We start from the raw sequence: 15,923 nt of genomic DNA, 5'->3' as shown, positions 1-15,923 counted from the left end.
GGCATGGCGATGCTCATGAGCCCTCCCCCTCGAGGGGGGAGGGTTGGGTGGGGGTGTTGGCAGGAGGCTTGTTGGTGGATCGCGCGAGACGGGGCGGCGCCTCTTGCGTCATTTCCTGATGCGTTGCGGCTTCCCCCCATCCCCCAGCCACTTCCCCCTCGGGGGGAAGGGGGGCTTTGAGGCGGATGGCTTGGGTGATCTCCGCGACGACGGCGTCGAGGTCGCCGGGGATGCGGCGGCTGTCTATCCTGAGGACGCGATAGCCCTCGCTCGCCAACCATTCGTCGCGTTTCAGGTCGCGTAGTGCGACGTCGGTGCGGCTATGGACGCCGCCATCGACTTCGATCACCAGTCGGGCGCGCAGGCAGGTGAAGTCCACGACATAGGGACCGATCGGGGCCTGACGCCGGATGCGGATCGGTAGATGGCGCAGGCGGTCCCAGAGCTTGGCTTCGGTCCAGGTGGGCGCGGAGCGAAGGCGGCGAGCGCGCGTGCGTTCACGCGGGGCGACGCGAGATGGGGTGGTGAGGGGCTCGGACCGGGTCATGCTGAGTGACCTTGTCCAGAGGTCGGGTGGAGCCTCTTGCGTATGGGCGGGAAACCGCGCGGGCGCACCCCCTCCCAACCCTCCCCCCTCGAGGGGGAGGGCTTTTGTGTGTGGGGTAAGGCGGGGTGAGAGGAAATCAGCGCAGCCCCTTGATCTCGCTTTCGATGTTCTTGACGGCGCCAGCCTCGAAGCTGGCGACCGGGTAGGCGCAGTAGTCGGCGGCGTAGTAGGCGCTGGGGCGGTGGTTACCGGAGGCGCCGAGGCCGCCGAAGGGCATGTCGCCCGCAGCGCCCGTGGTCGGGCGGTTGAAGTTCACCACGCCCGCGCGGATGCGGTTGATGAAGCGGTCCCAGTTCAGGGCGTCATCGCTGACCAGACCGGCGGACAGGCCGTATTTGGTGGCGTTGGCGGCTTGAATGGCGGCGTCGAAGGTTGGAACGCGGATGACCTGGAGGAAGGGGGCGAACATTTCCTCGTCTTCGACCGCGACGCCGGTGACGTCGATGATCGCGGGTTTGACGAAGGCGCCGGGCAGGTTGTCGACGGGGCCGGAGGCGCGGATGACCTTGGCGCCCGCGTCGATGCGCTGTTGCAGGGCGGCGAGCGCGTTGCTGGCCGCCTTCTCCGAGATCAGAGGCCCGGCGTAGGGCTCGGGATCGCTGTCCCAGGGAGCGAAGTTCAGGCGGTCGGACATGGCCGCCACGGCCTCGACGATGGCGTCGCCCGCCGCGCCTTCGGGCAGGATCAGGCGCCGCGCGCAGGAGCAGCGTTGGCCGGTGGTGACGAAGGCGGACTGGACCACGATGCCGGCGACGGCTTCGGCGTCGGCGGCGTCCCAGACGACAAGCGGATTGTTGCCGCCTAGCTCCAGCGCCAGGATGACGTGGGGATCGTCGGCGAACTTGCGCCGGAAGTGGGCGCCCGCCGCGCCCGAGCCGGTGAACATCAGGGCGTCGATCGGCTGGTCCAGCAGGGCTGCGCCGGTGTCGCGTCCGCCTTGCACCATGTTGAACACGCCCTGGGGCAGGTCGGCGGCGTCCAGGCATTCGGCCATCAGCTGGCCGGTCAGGGGTGTTTCCTCGGACGGCTTGAACACGACCGTGTCGCCCGCCAGAAGGGCCGGGACGATGTGGCCGTTGGGCAGGTGGCCGGGGAAGTTGAACGGGCCGAGCACCGCCGAGACGCCGTGCGGACGGTGGCGCAGAGTGGCGCGACCGAAGGCGGTTTCGGTGGAGCGCTCGCCTGTGCGCTCGTCATAGGCGCGAATCGAGATGTCGACCTTGCCCGCCATCGAGGCCAGTTCGGTCTTGGTCTCCCATAGGGCCTTGCCGGTCTCGCGGCTGATGGCCTCGGCCATTTCGGGCGCGCGCTCTTTCAGGACGGCCTGATAGCGTTTCACCGCGTCGATGCGGTCCTGACGCGGGCGGTCGGCCCAGTCGGGGAAGGCGGCGCGGGCGGCCTCGACGGCGCCGCCGACCTGTTCCGGGGTGGCGGCTTCGCCTTCCCAGACGGTTTCGCCGGTGGCGGGGTTGGTGGAAACGAAGTGGGTCATGCGTTTTCTCCCCTTCTCCCCTTGCGGGAGAAGGTGGGCGGCGAAGCCGCTCGGATGAGGGGGCGGGTGGAAATGGGGGCGCGATGGGCTGACGTCGAGAGTGGAGAAGGAAGAAGGCGGCGGGGCTCACGACTTCACCCGAACCGTATCGCCGTCCTTGATCTTCAGGGCGGCGGCGACGTCGGGGGTCATGCGGGCCAGGTCGCCGTCGACCAAAACGCGGGCGCGGACGGCGCGGAAGGCCGAGACGCTGTCGGTCGAGACCAGGCTGGGCAGTTCGACCTCGACATCCTTCTCGATCCGGGCGGTCAGGACGCGGGCGTCGCGGACGGTGCGGATGTTGTCGCGGCCGCAGGCCACGGTCGGACCGGCGTCGAAGATGTCGACCAGACCGTTGGGGCGGAAGCCCTCGGATTCCAGCAGGGCCATGGCGGGCACGCCCTGGGGGTGGACCTTGCCGATCACGGCGCGGGCGGGTTCGGGCAGAAGTTCGACATAGATGGGGTGGCGCGGGGCCAGGTCGAGAATGAACTGCTTGTCGGTCGAGCCGGTCATGCGGTCGGCGTCGTCGAAGTCCATGGGGAAGAACTTGTGCGCCACATGGTCCCAGAAGGGGCAGTAACCGTCGGGCGTGAAGACGCCGCGCAACTCGGCCAGGACGTTGTCGGCGAACAGTTCGGGCTGGGCGCCGATCAGCATGTAGCGCGACTGGCTGAGCAGGCGCCCGGCGCCGCCCTTGCGGCGGTCGGCCTTGAGGAACAGCGAGCCGACCTCGGTCCAGCCGGTGCATTCATTCACCAGCACCAGGGTCTGGTGGTTCAGCTTCACGCCCAGCGACGGCGACTGGACGGTGTTGTTGACCACGCGGAAACTGAAGAAGGGCCGCTTCAGCCCCACCGTCGCCTTGACCGAGCCGATGCCGTCGATGTCGCCCGTGTCGCCGTCCTCCAGCATCAGGGTGTACCAGGCTTCTTCCGGCGCGATCTTGCCTTCGAAGCTGGCCTGGCTGAGTTCCAGGCGCTCGCTCAGGACGTCGGCGTCTTCGGGCAGGCTGGTGAAGCCGGGGCCGGACAGGATGGCCAGTTCAAGCAGGTGATGAAGGTCGGCGGGACCGGCGGGGCGAACAACGAGCATGCGGTTACATGGTCTCCAGTCGGAGCTGTTTCAGTTTCAACGCGTCAATCTCGCCCGAGGCGATCTTGCACAGGATCAGGGCGGACAGTTGCGCGCGTTCGATGAAGCTGGCGGGCCAGGCGAACTCCTGATCCGAATGGATCTCGCCGCCGACGACGCCCAGGGTGTCGACGTTGGGCAGGCCGGCGGCGTGAAGGTTGTTGCCCTCGCAGACGCCGCCTGACGGCTTCCAGGCGATGGTCTGGCCCAGCAGTTCGCCCGCGTCGCGGACGGCGTGGAAGAGGGCGGTCTGGCTGGCGTCCATCGGCTTGGGCGCGCGGGTCATGCCGCCGTGCAGGTCCAGGGTCAGGCCGGGGAAGGGGGGCTCGGCGGCGATGGCGCGCACCGCAGCCTTGATCCAGTCTGAGGCCGCCTGATCCGGCACGCGGACGTTGAAGCGGACCACGGCGTTGTCGGCCACGACGTTCAGCGCGCCGCCGCCCGCGATCTTGGCCACATTGACGGTGACGCCCTCGCGCTGGCCGTTTAGGCCGTGCAGGCGGGCGGCGATGATGGCGGCGCCGGCGACCGCATTGGCGCCCTCATGGAAGGCGCGGCCCGCGTGGGCGGCCTTGCCGGTGACGATCAGGTGGAAGTTGCCGCTGCCCTTGCGCTCGCCGGCGAGCGTGCCGTCCGACAGGGCTGGCTCATAGGTCAGGCCGACGTGGCCGCGCGCGCCCAGTTGGGCCAGCAGGGGGGCCGAGGCGGGCGAACCGATCTCTTCGTCGGGACTGAGCAGCACGGTCCATCCGACGCGGGCCTTGTCAGGGTGGGTTTCAAACGCTTCCAGCGCGGCCAGCATGACGCTGATTCCGCCCTTCATGTCGGCGACGCCGGGTCCGTTCAGGGCGCCGTCGGGGCGCGTGACGACGGTCTGGAAGGCGCTGTCGGCGGGGAAGACGGTGTCGTAGTGGCCGGTCAGGACGACCTGAATCGGCGCCTCGGGCCGGGCGGTGAGGGTCAGGCAGTCGGCGTAGCTTTCGGGGATCACGGCGCCGTTGTCGGCCACGGTGGTCGATCCTTGCGTCGGCACGCGCACGACGGCGGCGGGCAGGCGGCGCGTCTCGGCCTCCAGCACGTCCAGCATCCGCGCCAGACCGGCGGCGTTGCGGCTGCCGGAGTTGATATGGGCCCAGTCGATGGTCCGCGCGACGATCAGGTCGCCGTGGGCCGCGACGTGGTCGAGAACGGCCTGGTCGTGAGGTTCGATCCGCATAACGGCGACACTAGACGGGGGCCGGGCAAAGGTGAAGGCGGGGCGGTTTCTCGCTCGCGGCCTTGGGAAAGCGGGCGCGCGCGGGATAGGTTTGCCGCCGCAGTCGAGGAGTCGCGCATGAACCGTCGTTTCAGCTTTCCCAATCCGTTCGGTCCCGTCGATTCGGAAGCGACAGCGGCGGCGATGGCGCGCCTCAGCGCCGTGGGCTTCTGGGTGTGGGCTGGGGCGGGTCTGATGCAGGCGGGCCTGGTCTGGTACGCCTCGGACGCCGCCTATGCCGAGTTCCGGGGGGCGACGACGGGGTTCGCCGTCTTCTTCGCCCTGATCGCGGCAGGTCTGGGCTGGGCCCAGTGGCGACGGCCCAACCGCATCCTGCCGGTCTTCGGCCTGGCCTGGGCGCTGTATGAGTTGAGTTCCACGGGCGTCAGCCTGCTGGTGGGCGCGCCCCTGGGCGTGGCGGGGGTGCCGGCCTGGGGCGGGAGGATTGCGGCGACGGCCATGCTGGCGTGCGCCGTCCTGCATGTCGGCGGGCTGCGCGGTGCGGCGGCGATGGCGCGGTGCGGCCTCAAGGTCTAGGTGAGGGCTCTAGACAGGAGTTTCGCCATGACCGTCACCCTCTTCCACAACCCGAAATGCTCGACCTCGCGCAAGGCGTTGGAGTTGCTGCAGGAGAAGGGCGTTCAGCCGACCGTGGTTGAATACCTGAAAACCGGCTGGGACGCGGCGACGCTGGACCGGCTGGCCGAGCAGACGGGCGTCGGTCTGGCGGGGATGCTGCGCAAGCGCGAGGCCAAGACGGGCGAACTGCTGGAGAGCGGCGCGTCCGATGACGTGATCCGCGCGGCCATGATCGCCGAGCCGGTGCTGGTCGAGCGGCCTATCGTCCAGAAGCCCAAGGGCGCGCGGATCGGGCGGCCGGTCGAGAGCATTCTGGAAATCCTCTAACACTCATTTCCGTCATCCCGGCCGCAGGCTCGCGTTAGCGAGACGGAGAGCCGGGAGCGCTCAGGATGCTGGCGGATGCATATCTTGCGGTCCCGGATAGCGGCTACGCCGCTTCCGGGATGACGCTAGAGGCTAGCGACTGCGGTTGCGACGCCGGTCGGCCGCCGCGCCGCCGCCGGGGCGGTCGCTTTCGCGGCGCCAGCGGACCGAGATGCTGGCGTCGCCTTCGCCGCCGAACTTGGAGCTGACGGCCAGGTTGCGGCGCACTTGCCATTCGACGTTGACCGCCGCTCCGCCTTCGCCGCCCCCGATGATCTCCAGATAGACGTCGTCGGTGATGTAACGGCCGCCGGCGACCGTCAGGCTGGACGCCTCGCCGCCAAAGGACAGGCGGTCCAGGCCGGCCAGTTCGCGCAGGTTGCCGATGACGTCGAAGCCGCCGCCGCCGGCCAGGGAGGCCACGGCCGAGGCCAGCTGGGCCGCCTCGAAGCCTGACAGTTGCGAGGCCGAACGTCCGAACAGGACCTGCGACAGGATTTCGTCCTGGGGCAGGGAGGGGGTCGAGGTCAGCTCAATCTTGGGCTGGGCCGCCGTGCCGGTGACCTTGATGGTCGCGGTCAGGGCCGGGTCCTCGCGCACCGCCGCCAGGTTCAGGCGGATGCGCGCCGGATCGGTCGACAGGATGACCGAGCCGCTGTCGTCGAAGACGAAGCGCTTGCCCGCGAACTCATAGTCGCCGCGCACGACATTGGCCGTGCCGGTCAGGACCGGGCGGGTGATGGTGCCGCGCACGCGAGCATTGGCGGTCAGTTCAACGTTCAGGCCGCGCCCGCGCACATGGATTTCGCGCCCGGTCAGATTGAGATTGAGGCCGATCTGCGGGCCGCGTCCCTGGGTCTCGACCTCGACCGGATCGCCGCCAGGGCGATTGATCTCGACCACGTCCATCTTCACCACGCCGTTGGAGCCCGGCAGGTTGGGCGAGATGTTGGCCTCGTCGATGTTGAGGTCGCCGCTCAGCTGGATGTTGCCGTCCGCGCCGCGCACGGCCGTCAGTACGCCGTTGGCGCGCGCCTCGGCGATGTCGTTGTCGATGACGCGGAAGCGGGTCAGCTCCAGCCGCAGGGTCGAACCCGAGCCCTGACGCAGGCCCAGCTGGCCGTTGCCGGTCACGGTGCCCTTAACGCCGTCGGCGGCTTCGAACCGTTCGATCACGGCCTGGCTGTCGTCGAAACGGCTGGCCAGGCTGACGCCTTCGAGGCGCAGGCCGGTGATGCTGTCGCGGAAGGCGCCTTGCGTCAGGTCCAGCCGCCCGTTCAGCCGGGGATCGTTCAGCGAACCCGCCAGGGTGGCGCGACCGGCGACTTGGCCGGACAGGGACTGCGCCCCGCCCAGGAACAGGTCCCAGATCGGCTGAATCTGGCCGTTCAGCGCGATCTGCCCGGACATGGGACGGGTGCGCTCGATCGCCAGGCGAAGCGGCGCCGCCGAGGCCTCAACCGGCAGGCTGACATCAGCCGAGGCCTGGACCGCCGTGCCGTCGTTGGCCTGAGCCTTGAGGCGCAGGACGTTGTCGGTCAGTTCGGCGTTCAGCGTGCCGTCCACGGCCAGGCCGCGCGGGGCGTCGATGCTGCGCAACTGCTTCAGGTCGACGTTGGCCGAGCCGTTCAAGGTGTCGCCCGAGCCTTGCAGGGAGATGCGGCCCGTGATCTGGCCGCGCAGATCGGGGACGAGCGAGCCCATTTCGACATTGGCCAGATCGGCCTGGATGACGCTGCCAGACTTGTCCTGACGCAGTTCGCCGGTCATGACGCCGCCGCCGACGCCCAGGTCGACACGCACGACCCGACCGTCGCCGTTCAGGGCGATGATGGCGGGGGCGCGAGTGGTGAAGGCGACCTCGCGCACGCGGCCGCCGCCGCGCAGGGTGACGGTCTGGGCCGGACCTTCGCGCGAATACTCGCCCGTGCCGTTGAACTGGACCGGCGTGGCGCCGCCGACATCGGCGGATAGGGTGAAGGGCAGGCGCTCCAACGTGCCTTGCCCCTTGAGCGACAGGCTGCGGACCACCCAGGTCGAGCCGGCGAGACGGACGTTGCGGCCGGTGACGTCGAGGACGGCGTTCTGATCGCCGCCGCCGTCGGTCAGGCGCACCCGGCCATTGGCCTCGCCCGAAGCCAGGAAGGCGCCCTGACGCGCGGTGAAGGTCATGTCCGCGCTGGAGGGATAGTTGTTGGACAGGGCGATGGCGCCCTGGGCGGTCACGCCGCCGGCGTTGACGTCCACCTCGGTCAGGCGAAGCTGCTTGCCGCCGAGGAAGAAGTTGCCCGAGGCGCGGGCCGGCCCGTAGTTGGAACCGGAGTTGAGCACGATGCGCCCGTCCGAGGCGTCGGCGCCCTTGCGGAAGCTGAGGATCAGGTCGGCGTTGGTCAGGATCAGACCACTGGCCGAGACCTTGTCAAAGGCGGCGCGCAGGTCGGCGCGCGGCTGGGCCAGGGTGCCGGTGAGGGCGCCGTCGCCGCTCATGGCGCCGTCGATGGCGACGGGGCCGACGCCGAACGGGCCGCGGGCGTCCCAGTCCAGGGCCAGGCGCATCTTGCCGCCTTCGATCAGACCCTTGGCGCCCATGCGGCCGGCGGCGCCGGTCAGTTCGCCCCGGTTGATGGCCAGGATGCCCTTGTTGTAGGAGCCGGCCATGGCCAGACGCGGAGTCTGGCCCAGCAGCCGATCCAGTTCGTCCATGCCGAGGCTCAGACGCGAACCGCGTCCGTCGAAGCTGATGGTCCAGGGTCCGCTGCGCGTCTTGCCGGCCTGGATCGGGCCCTTGAACGAACCCTTGGCGCCGGGGCGGATGCGCGAGACGTCGGTGATGTCCGCATTGCCCCGGAAATTCAGGCCGCCAGTGATGCTGCGGCCGCCCGAGCCGGTCAGGATCAAGCCCTGGCCTCGGGCGTCGATCTTCTTCAGCAGATAGGCGCCGTCGACGGCGCGCGTGCCCTCCAGCTGGATGCGAGGCGTCGCACCCAGAAGGGCGCCGATGATGCCAGCATTGGAGCCGCCAGCAGCGCGAATGTCGGCGACGACGTCGAACCGGCCCTTGTTGGCGGCCACGCTCACAGGGCCCGAGATCCGGGTGGCGCGATAGCTGGCGATATCGGCCGCGAGCAGGCTGGCGGAGCCCTGAAGCGTCCAGGTTTGGGCGTCGCCCTTGAACACGCCGGTATAGGCCGAGGCGCCCGCCAGAGGGCTGCCGATCAGGCGGCTGAGCGAGGGGGTGGTGACCTCCAGGCTGACGCCGTCAGGGGCCGTGCGGTCGCTGAGCCGGATGAGGCCCTGGGCGCTGGACTGGATGTTGTCAGCGGTCAGGGTCCAGGCCACGCCCTGGAAGCCGTCGCGGGTCTTGTCCGGCGTGGTGGCGAAGCCGAAGCGGGCGGTGCGGCCGATCCGCTCGACGAAGGGCGCCAGCAGGTCCGAGCCTGAGAAGTCCGCATTGCCGCCGATGCGCGCCCCGTCCTTGCCGTAGCGGCCCTTGACCGACAGGGGCGTGAAGTCCCCGGTCTTGACCTCGATGTCGACCAGTTCGCCATTCACCAGGGCGACGGCGGAGAAAGGCTTGTCCAGGGAATAGCCCAGCGCCCCGGCGATGGGGCCGCCCTGGGCCTCGCCGGCGCGCAGGTTGACGCGCAGGTCCTCGGGGTTCTTGCCGATGACGGCCTTGAGCAGCAGGTGGTCGCCCTTGCGGTTCAGGCTGAAGGCGTTGACGTTGACCTTCTTGTCGCCCTTGCGCGGGATTTCGGCGTCGCCGATCAGCGACCAGCGGCCATACTCCTTGGAGAAGTCTTCCATCAGTTCGACGTTGGCGCTGAACTTGTCTATGTCGACGGAGATGGCCTGCGGGCCGCCCGGCTCGGTGCGGGGCTCCAGCAGAGGGCGGCGGATGACGCGGATCTGGTCGGCGCTGATCTCGGTCGCATGGAAGCGGCGCATCAGCAGGGGCCAATAGGACCAATCTACGTGGACGTTGGTCGCCTCAAGCCAGACGCCGTTTGCATCCGTGACCGTGACCCGGCCCAGGGTGAAGTCGTCGAAAAGGTCGCCCTTCAGGCCCTCGACATTGATGCGGCCATAGCGGCTGATCTTCTTGCCCGTGACAAAGCTAGTCACCAGTTCGCGGCCGGAATCCGAGACGAGGTACATGCGCCCGCCGATGGCGGCGACGATGGCCAGGGCGACCAGGGCGGCGACCACGACGCCGGAGACGAAGGCGATCAGCTGCAGGCGCGTGCGCTTGCGCTTCGCCGCTTGCGCGGGCGTGTCGGCGGGGCTTTCCGCTTCGGGTTCGTGAGGCGGAGGAGTGTCGGTCAAAACGCCTGGCCGATGCTGATGTAGAGTTGGAAGTCGGCGTCGCCCTCACGCTTGTCCAGCGGAATGGCGATGTCGGCGCGGATCGGGCCGAACGGCAGCTTGTAGCGCACGCCCACGCCCGCGCCGTAGCGCAGGTTGTTGAAGTTCGGCGTCTCCTGGAAGCCGATGGCGCCCGCGTCGATGAAGCCGACGGCCTGGAATTTCGCGCCGATGTCGCGGCGGATCTCGATCGAGGTCTCGAACAGCGACAGGCCGCCGCGCGGGGTATTGTCGGGCAGGCGCGGGTTGATGCTCTGATAGGAATAGCCGCGCACCGAGCCGCCCCCGCCGGAATAGAAGAGGCGATCCGATGGCACGGTCAGTTCCTGACCGCCGATAATCGAACCGATGCGGGCGCGTCCGGCCAGCACCGTCTTGGCGCCGTCCTGCAAGGGCAGGTAGCCGGTCGCCTGAGCCTCGGTGCGCAGGAACAGCACTGTATCCTCGCCGGTCACGGCGGTCGGCTGGGCGGAGACATAGAGGCGGTAGCCGGTGGTCGGGTCCAGCGGATCGTTGGAGCGATCCATGAAGGCGATGGCGCGCCCCGTCAGGATGGCCAGGTCCCGATCAAAAGTGATGGGCGCCTGGGTCACGGGATCGAAGCGGTTTTCCGTATAGCGGCCCGCGTCGATCCCCAGGCCGTAGGTGAAGAAGGAGGTCTTGCCGATACGCTGCGACAGGTCGGCGTTCACGGTCAGGGCGCTGCGGTCGTAGGCGTCGGTCTGTTCGTTGACCAAGTAGGAGGACAGCTTCAGCGTCCGACCGGCCTTGCGAAAGTGCGGGAAGCTGGCTTCGCCGCCCAGGCGGCTGTCGATGCTGGCGAAACGAAGTCCGTACTTCAGCGTCGCGGCGCGACCGAAGCGGTTGTAGCGGGTACGGAAGACGTCGACGCCCACCCCTTCGGCGGTCGAATAGGTGGCGCCCGCTTCCAGCAGGCTGCGCGGACGGTCCGACAGGCCGACGATGACCGGACGCAGGCCCTCGGGCGTGATCTGATCCTGCGGGGCCAGGGACACGTTGACGCCGTCATAGACGCCGGTGTCCAGCAGCCGGCGTTCCAGTTCGGCCACGTCCTCGGGATCATAGCGGTCGCCGGCCCTCCACGGAGCCAGGTCGGCGACCCAGTCCGGGTTGGTCGGTCCTCGGGTGCGCACCAGGACGCCGTCCAGTCGGACCACCTCGCCCGAGGCGATGTTGAAGTTCGGCTGCACGGTGAAGGCGGCGTGGTCGACGACGACGCGGCGCGGTTCGGCCTTGGCGTCCGCATAGCCTTCGCGCGTCAGGCCGGCCACGATGCGGCCCTCGGCGTCGAGGATGTCGGCGGCGCGGCCCGGCTCGCCCGGCTTCAGGGCGAGGTCCTTTGTCACCACCTGTTCAGTGACGGCGTCGGGGGCGGGGGCGCTCCAGTTGATCTGGGTTTCGGCCAGCACGAAGCGACGGCCGGGCGTGACCGTGACGATGGCGACGGGTTTTTCCTCGCCTTCGACATCGTCCTCAAGCGAGGGTTGATAATAGCCCTCGGAACGCAGCAGGGCCTGGGCGGATTCCATGGCGGAACGCGCCCGGCGGCGGGCTTCGAACCGATTGGCCGGAGGCGTGTCGACCTGACCGACGGCCCGCTCCAGTTGGCGGCGCAGTTCGCTGTCGATCTCGCCGCGGATCTCCGCCTTGGGCTCGGCGGCCAGGGCCGCGTGGCCGCAACCGGCCCAGAGCGCCACGGTGGCGAGAAGCAGATGATACCTCGACGTCAAACTGGAGCCTTGGGTTCAGAAGCGCGATGAGCTGGAGCGAACGTCGTTCAGGGTGGAATCAGTAGAAGAGCGTATCGCTTTCCGGCTGCACCGTCTGTTCCGAGGTGCGCTGTTCGGGCGGCAGGGTGTCGACCGGAGGCGGGGCGTCGGTCGGGATCGTCGTTTCCGCCACGGCGGGGGCGGCGGAGTCCTCAGCGGCGGGCGCGGCGGGCTCTTCCGTCTGGATTTCCACGGCCTCGTAGTCGTTGTCCGAGCTCGGATCGCTACAGGCCGCCAGGGCGGCGGTGGCGGCCAGGCCGGCGGCCAACAGCAAACGTTTTACAATCAAGCGGTTCATCTGGTTTTCTTGCCCCTTTGGGGTGGCAAACGTCGTCTGCGCGGCTGGGTTCCCTCGCCTTGTTTACCGAAGGAGAATGAACCGCAACTGAACCTTTTACGTCACGAGGCGCGAGGCCGGTTCGGACCAGTCGGCGAGGGCCTGATCCAGAGATCTGGCGGGGCGGTCGGCGCTGACCGGCGCGGCCTCAGCGGCGAAGCGCGGCGCGGGTGCGGGTTGGACGACGCCGGCGTTCACAAAGGCGCCGCGCGCCTGATTATGAGGGTGATCCGTCGCCTCGCTCAGGCTCAGGACGGGTGTGACGCAGGCCTCGGTTCCAGCGAAATGCGCGGCCCAGTCGTCACGGTCTCGGGTGGCGAACAGGGCGGCGAATCGGGCCTGAAGCCTGGGCCAGTTCTCTCGGTCGAACTGTGGCGCCTCGTCCAGCGTCAGGCGCAGACCAGCGATCAAGGCGGCGTAGAAGCGCGGCTCCAGGGCGCCGACGGCGACGAAGCCCCCGTCGCGACAGGCGTAGCAGCGATAGAAGGGCGTGCCGCCGTCCAGCAGATTGGCCTCACGCGCGTCGCTCCACAGACCGCGTGCGCGCAGGGCGTGGAACAGGCTGGTCAGCAGGGCCGAGCCGTCGGTCATAGCGGCGTCGACGACGCGGCCGCGTCCGGTGGTCTTGGCCTCCAGCATCGCCGCCAGCACGCCGCTGACCAGCATCATGGCCCCGCCGCCATAGTCGCCGACCAGGTTCAGAGGCGGGCAGGGGGGCTGATCGCCCGCGCCCATGGGATAAAGGGCGCCGGACAGGGCGATGTAGTTGATGTCGTGTCCGACCTGATCCGCCATCGGCCCCGTCTGGCCCCAGCCGGTGACGCGGCCATAGACCAGGCGCGGGTTGACGGCGGCGCAGGCGTCCGGTCCCAAACCCAGCCGCTCCATTACGCCGGGTCGGAAGCCTTCGATCAGGGCGTCGGCGCTTGCGATCAGGGCCAGGACCCTGTCGCGATCCTCAGGCGACTTCAGATCGACCGGCACGGCGATGCGTCCGCGATGCAGCACCTCGCCGCCGACATCGTCGAACACGGCGGCGGGGGCGTTTCCGCCGCGCGTCAGCCGCAGGACCTCGGCCCCCATGTCGGCCAGCACCATGCCGGCGAAGGTGACGGGCCCCAGGCCGTCGATTTCGATGATGCGTAGTCCGGTGAGCGGTCCCATGGCGCAAAGCTAGACTGGAACGACGCGCGCTGAACAGGTCTGGCGAACCAGGCGTCCGTCAGAAAACGGTCGGATCGACAGCTGAGCCGCGAAGATTGCTTGCCCTGAGGGCGGCGACCCTGCACGGGGTGTGCAGGATTAACGGACGACCGGAACCATCGTGACCGAAGCTGAACGTATCGCCGCCCTGCTCGACATTGTCGACGTGGACAGAACGCAGGACCTGGGCAACAGCGCCCAGCTTGTGGTGTTTGGGCTGGCGGAGCGGTTCGGCAAGGCGGGCAAGCTGCGCCCGACCAATGCGGGCTGGAACCTGATGGGTCAGCAGGGGCGCGTGTTCCGCACCGAATACGGATAACCTTGGCGTGCGATCCGGGTCGGGATGCTCGCAGGATTTCCTCACAAAATAAGCGTCTTCTGGCGTTGTAGCCCTTGACCTGCCGCTACGAATGAACCAGAAACCGCCTCCGCAAACAGGCGCTTCGCTTGTCGGCGGGAAAGCAGTCCAAGAGGTTGTTTTCCAAGAGTGTGCGCCCCTAGCTCAGTTGGTTAGAGCATCTGACTTTTAATCAGAGGGTCCTCGGTTCGAGCCCGAGGGGGCGTACCATTTTTCCCTTATGTTTCAATACCATGTTGAAGGTGTTCGTAGGCGAGCTTCGTGCGGTCTGCGTTTGGGACACATATGGGACACAACGAATCTTCGTTTGTCAGATCGTTTCAGGACGTTTCGGCGCCCAAATTCCCTCCGCTCGCCTCAAGTTTGTTTCGCTAGCGGTCAAACCGGTCTTCGCGAACGTTTGATATGCGACGCAGGCTGCGCTGTTTCGCTTCTGGACCTGTGGTGCTTCCGAACAACACGGGAGTGCTGAGGCGCCGAAAAGAAAAACCCCGCCGGATAGGGCGGGGGAAGTGGTCTACGAAGGAATTCTGCGGTGCTGATCAGGCGACCGCACGCGCAGCCGAAGCCGCCGCTTTTCAACATCCTTTGTGCAACAGGTTCCTGACTTCCAGCCAAGGCTTACAGCTACTCTTCGCCCCGGGCGAATTCGACGACGGCCTTAAGGCAATGATGCGCGAGTAGACTCAATACGAAGAGGACCCGCCACCCTATGGATGGCGGGCCTCAGTGCGGAGCCTTTGGGCTCGACGCCAGGATCAGATCGGACCCGGAAGTGGCGCGAATCTGATCGCCAAACTTGTAAACCGGTGGGTGATGAAAAAGTTGCGCCGGACGACCTCAGGCTCGCGCGTGTCGAATTGGCGTCTATCTGGTTTTGCAGGCGACACATGGACGGCGCGAGGAAACCTGACGGTCCGAGCAGCATTTCTACATTGGGTTGAGCAGGGCCACATGAGAGGTTGAGGTGTCTCTCCCGAGAGGCGTTTCCTCCCTTGAAACTGCGGGTCGCTGATGCGGCCCGCGTCTTTCGTGGCGGTTCGTGAACGACCTGAAGTAGGCTCTGGACATGCGCCTCAATCCTCTGTTCGCCAGCCTTCCGACCACCGTGTTCGAGCGCATGTCGGGGCTGGCGCGCCAGCACGACGCCGTCAACCTGGGGCAGGGGTTTCCAGACGGTCCCGAGCCGGCTGACCTGCTTGAGGCGGCGGCGCGGGCCCTGCGGGAGCGAAGCAACCAGTATCCGCCGTCGCGGGGACTGCCCGAGCTGCGAGCGGCGGCGGCGGACTTCTACAATCGCTTCGACGGTCTGGCCCTGACGCCCGAGAACGTGGTGGTCACATCCGGGGCCACCGAAGCAATCGCGGCGGCCTTGATGGCGGCTGTCACGCCGGGCGACGAAGTGGTCGTCATCGAGCCGGCCTATGACGCCTATCGTCCGTTGATCGGGCGGGCCGGCGGCGTGGTCCGGGCGGTGTCGCTGGCGCCGCCGGAATGGCGACTGACGGCAGAGGCGCTGGAGGCGGCCGTGACGCCGCGCACCCGCGTCCTGGTGTTCAACAATCCGCTCAATCCCGCCGGCCGGGCCTTTGACGCTGCAGAGGTCGAGGCGGTGGCTTCCGTCTGTCGCCGACATGATCTGATCGCGGTCAGCGACGAGGTGTGGGAGCGACTGGTCTATGACGATCGGCGCCACCTCTCCCTGTCCTCGGTCCCCGGCATGTTCGAACGCACGCTGAAGATTGGATCAGCCGGCAAGCTGTTCGGCCTGACCGGCTGGAAGGTCGGCTTCATCACGGGCGGCGGTGCCTTGTTGGAGGCGGCGGCCAAGGCGCACCAGTTCATCACCTTCTCGACCCCGCCCCATCTCCAGGCAGCGGTGGCCGAAGGCCTGATCTGGCCGACGGAGCGCTTTGTCGATCAAGCGGCGGCGCTGGCGCGATCGCGTGACGTTCTGGCGGAGGCCTTGAAGGCGGAAGGTTTCGTCGTCCTGCCGTCCGAGGCGACCTATTTCCTGTGCCTGGACCTGAAGTCCTCGGGCGTCGTGGCCAGCGCGGTCGCGTTCGCCGACCGGGCGGTGGCAGAGCATGGCGTCGCAGGAATCCCGGTCTCAGCCTTCATGTCGGGAGAGGCGGGCGGCGGTGTTCTGCGCCTGTGTTTCGCCAAGCCGGACGCAGTGCTGGAGGAGGCTGCGCGTCGGCTTGGAAAAGCGCGACATGGCGACTGACAGGCGGCCTGGCATCATCGGAACATAGAGCAGAGGCCTGCTGATAGGTTTTGCGGCCGGAACGGGCGGCCGCGCCGTCGATTGCATTTGATCAGCTCAATGGTCGTCTTGGGGAGCCTAGGTAGTGTGGACAAAGTGGATTCCCAAATCACCAGATGACTGATTCAAGGC

General features: G+C 68.0%; 12 protein-coding genes and 1 tRNA gene. 5 read left to right on the top strand and 8 right to left on the bottom strand.

From position 1 onward, the window contains the following. Positions 1–13 precede the first annotated feature (13 nt). The 4 genes from DXK21_RS15465 to DXK21_RS15450 all read right to left on the bottom strand — a co-directional run bounded on the left by DXK21_RS15465 (position 14) and on the right by DXK21_RS15450 (position 4,488). Positions 14–547, bottom strand: coding sequence for an endonuclease domain-containing protein (locus tag DXK21_RS15465; RefSeq protein WP_114818664.1), 534 nt, complete (start codon positions 545–547; stop codon positions 14–16). Between the two features lie 136 nt (positions 548–683). Continuing rightward, complete coding sequence (astD, locus tag DXK21_RS15460; protein ID WP_114818663.1) at positions 684–2,099, bottom strand: succinylglutamate-semialdehyde dehydrogenase; 1,416 nt, start codon at positions 2,097–2,099, stop codon at positions 684–686. A gap of 126 nt (positions 2,100–2,225) precedes the next feature. Beyond that, entirely contained in the window at positions 2,226–3,233 is a 1,008-nt protein-coding gene (locus DXK21_RS15455) for an arginine N-succinyltransferase (protein WP_114818662.1), read from the bottom strand. 4 nt (positions 3,234–3,237) lie between these two features. Continuing rightward, positions 3,238–4,488 (bottom strand): hydrolase, encoded by a 1,251-nt coding sequence (locus tag DXK21_RS15450; protein ID WP_114818661.1) that lies wholly within the window; start codon positions 4,486–4,488, stop codon positions 3,238–3,240. Between the two features lie 117 nt (positions 4,489–4,605). On the opposite strand from DXK21_RS15450, the gene DXK21_RS15445 reads away from it, so the two are divergent. Continuing rightward, a complete protein-coding gene (locus DXK21_RS15445; protein WP_114818660.1) occupies positions 4,606–5,064 on the top strand; it encodes a hypothetical protein in 459 nt (152 codons plus the stop codon). Between the two features lie 27 nt (positions 5,065–5,091). After that, on the top strand, positions 5,092–5,433 hold the full coding sequence (gene arsC / locus DXK21_RS15440; RefSeq protein WP_114818659.1) for an arsenate reductase (glutaredoxin): 342 nt from the start codon (positions 5,092–5,094) through the stop codon (positions 5,431–5,433). A gap of 132 nt (positions 5,434–5,565) precedes the next feature. Here arsC and DXK21_RS15435 read toward each other — a convergent pair whose 3' ends face one another. From DXK21_RS15435 to DXK21_RS15420, 4 genes are all read right to left on the bottom strand, one after another. Beyond that, on the bottom strand, positions 5,566–9,798 hold the full coding sequence (locus DXK21_RS15435) for a translocation/assembly module TamB domain-containing protein (RefSeq protein WP_114818658.1): 4,233 nt from the start codon (positions 9,796–9,798) through the stop codon (positions 5,566–5,568). Next, positions 9,795–11,588: an autotransporter assembly complex protein TamA gene (locus DXK21_RS15430; protein ID WP_114818657.1), complete on the bottom strand. Its 1,794-nt coding sequence runs from the start codon at positions 11,586–11,588 to the stop codon at positions 9,795–9,797. Before DXK21_RS15430 ends, DXK21_RS15435 begins: the two co-directional genes overlap by 4 nt. Before the next feature lie 58 nt (positions 11,589–11,646). Further along, entirely contained in the window at positions 11,647–11,925 is a 279-nt protein-coding gene (locus DXK21_RS15425; protein WP_114818656.1) for a hypothetical protein, read from the bottom strand. A gap of 96 nt (positions 11,926–12,021) precedes the next feature. After that, positions 12,022–13,128: a CaiB/BaiF CoA transferase family protein gene (locus DXK21_RS15420; protein WP_114818655.1), complete on the bottom strand. Its 1,107-nt coding sequence runs from the start codon at positions 13,126–13,128 to the stop codon at positions 12,022–12,024. 160 nt (positions 13,129–13,288) lie between these two features. On the opposite strand from DXK21_RS15420, the gene DXK21_RS15415 reads away from it, so the two are divergent. The 3 genes from DXK21_RS15415 to DXK21_RS15405 all read left to right on the top strand — a co-directional run bounded on the left by DXK21_RS15415 (position 13,289) and on the right by DXK21_RS15405 (position 15,752). After that, positions 13,289–13,486, top strand: coding sequence for a hypothetical protein (locus DXK21_RS15415; RefSeq protein WP_114818654.1), 198 nt, complete (start codon positions 13,289–13,291; stop codon positions 13,484–13,486). Between the two features lie 172 nt (positions 13,487–13,658). After that, positions 13,659–13,735 (top strand) — tRNA-Lys (locus tag DXK21_RS15410). 859 nt (positions 13,736–14,594) lie between these two features. Next, on the top strand, positions 14,595–15,752 hold the full coding sequence (locus DXK21_RS15405; protein WP_114818653.1) for an aminotransferase: 1,158 nt from the start codon (positions 14,595–14,597) through the stop codon (positions 15,750–15,752). The last annotated feature ends 171 nt before the right edge of the window (positions 15,753–15,923 follow it).

The organism is Brevundimonas bullata, from assembly GCF_003350205.1.
In the GTDB taxonomy this organism is placed as follows: domain Bacteria; phylum Pseudomonadota; class Alphaproteobacteria; order Caulobacterales; family Caulobacteraceae; genus Brevundimonas; species Brevundimonas bullata.
Note: the sequence above shows the minus strand (reverse complement) of the source record. Positions and strands in the feature narration are given on the sequence as shown.

Coding starts and splice junctions, on each gene's coding strand:
- DXK21_RS15405 (WP_114818653.1), top strand. CDS start 14,595: ATGCGCCTCAATCCTCTGTTCGCCAGCCTTCCGACCACCGTGTTCGAG.
- astD (WP_114818663.1), bottom strand. CDS start 2,099: ATGACCCACTTCGTTTCCACCAACCCCGCCACCGGCGAAACCGTCTGG.
- DXK21_RS15465 (WP_114818664.1), bottom strand. CDS start 547: ATGACCCGGTCCGAGCCCCTCACCACCCCATCTCGCGTCGCCCCGCGT.
- DXK21_RS15425 (WP_114818656.1), bottom strand. CDS start 11,925: ATGAACCGCTTGATTGTAAAACGTTTGCTGTTGGCCGCCGGCCTGGCC.
- DXK21_RS15445 (WP_114818660.1), top strand. CDS start 4,606: ATGAACCGTCGTTTCAGCTTTCCCAATCCGTTCGGTCCCGTCGATTCG.
- arsC (WP_114818659.1), top strand. CDS start 5,092: ATGACCGTCACCCTCTTCCACAACCCGAAATGCTCGACCTCGCGCAAG.
- DXK21_RS15455 (WP_114818662.1), bottom strand. CDS start 3,233: ATGCTCGTTGTTCGCCCCGCCGGTCCCGCCGACCTTCATCACCTGCTT.
- DXK21_RS15450 (WP_114818661.1), bottom strand. CDS start 4,488: ATGCGGATCGAACCTCACGACCAGGCCGTTCTCGACCACGTCGCGGCC.
- DXK21_RS15420 (WP_114818655.1), bottom strand. CDS start 13,128: ATGGGACCGCTCACCGGACTACGCATCATCGAAATCGACGGCCTGGGG.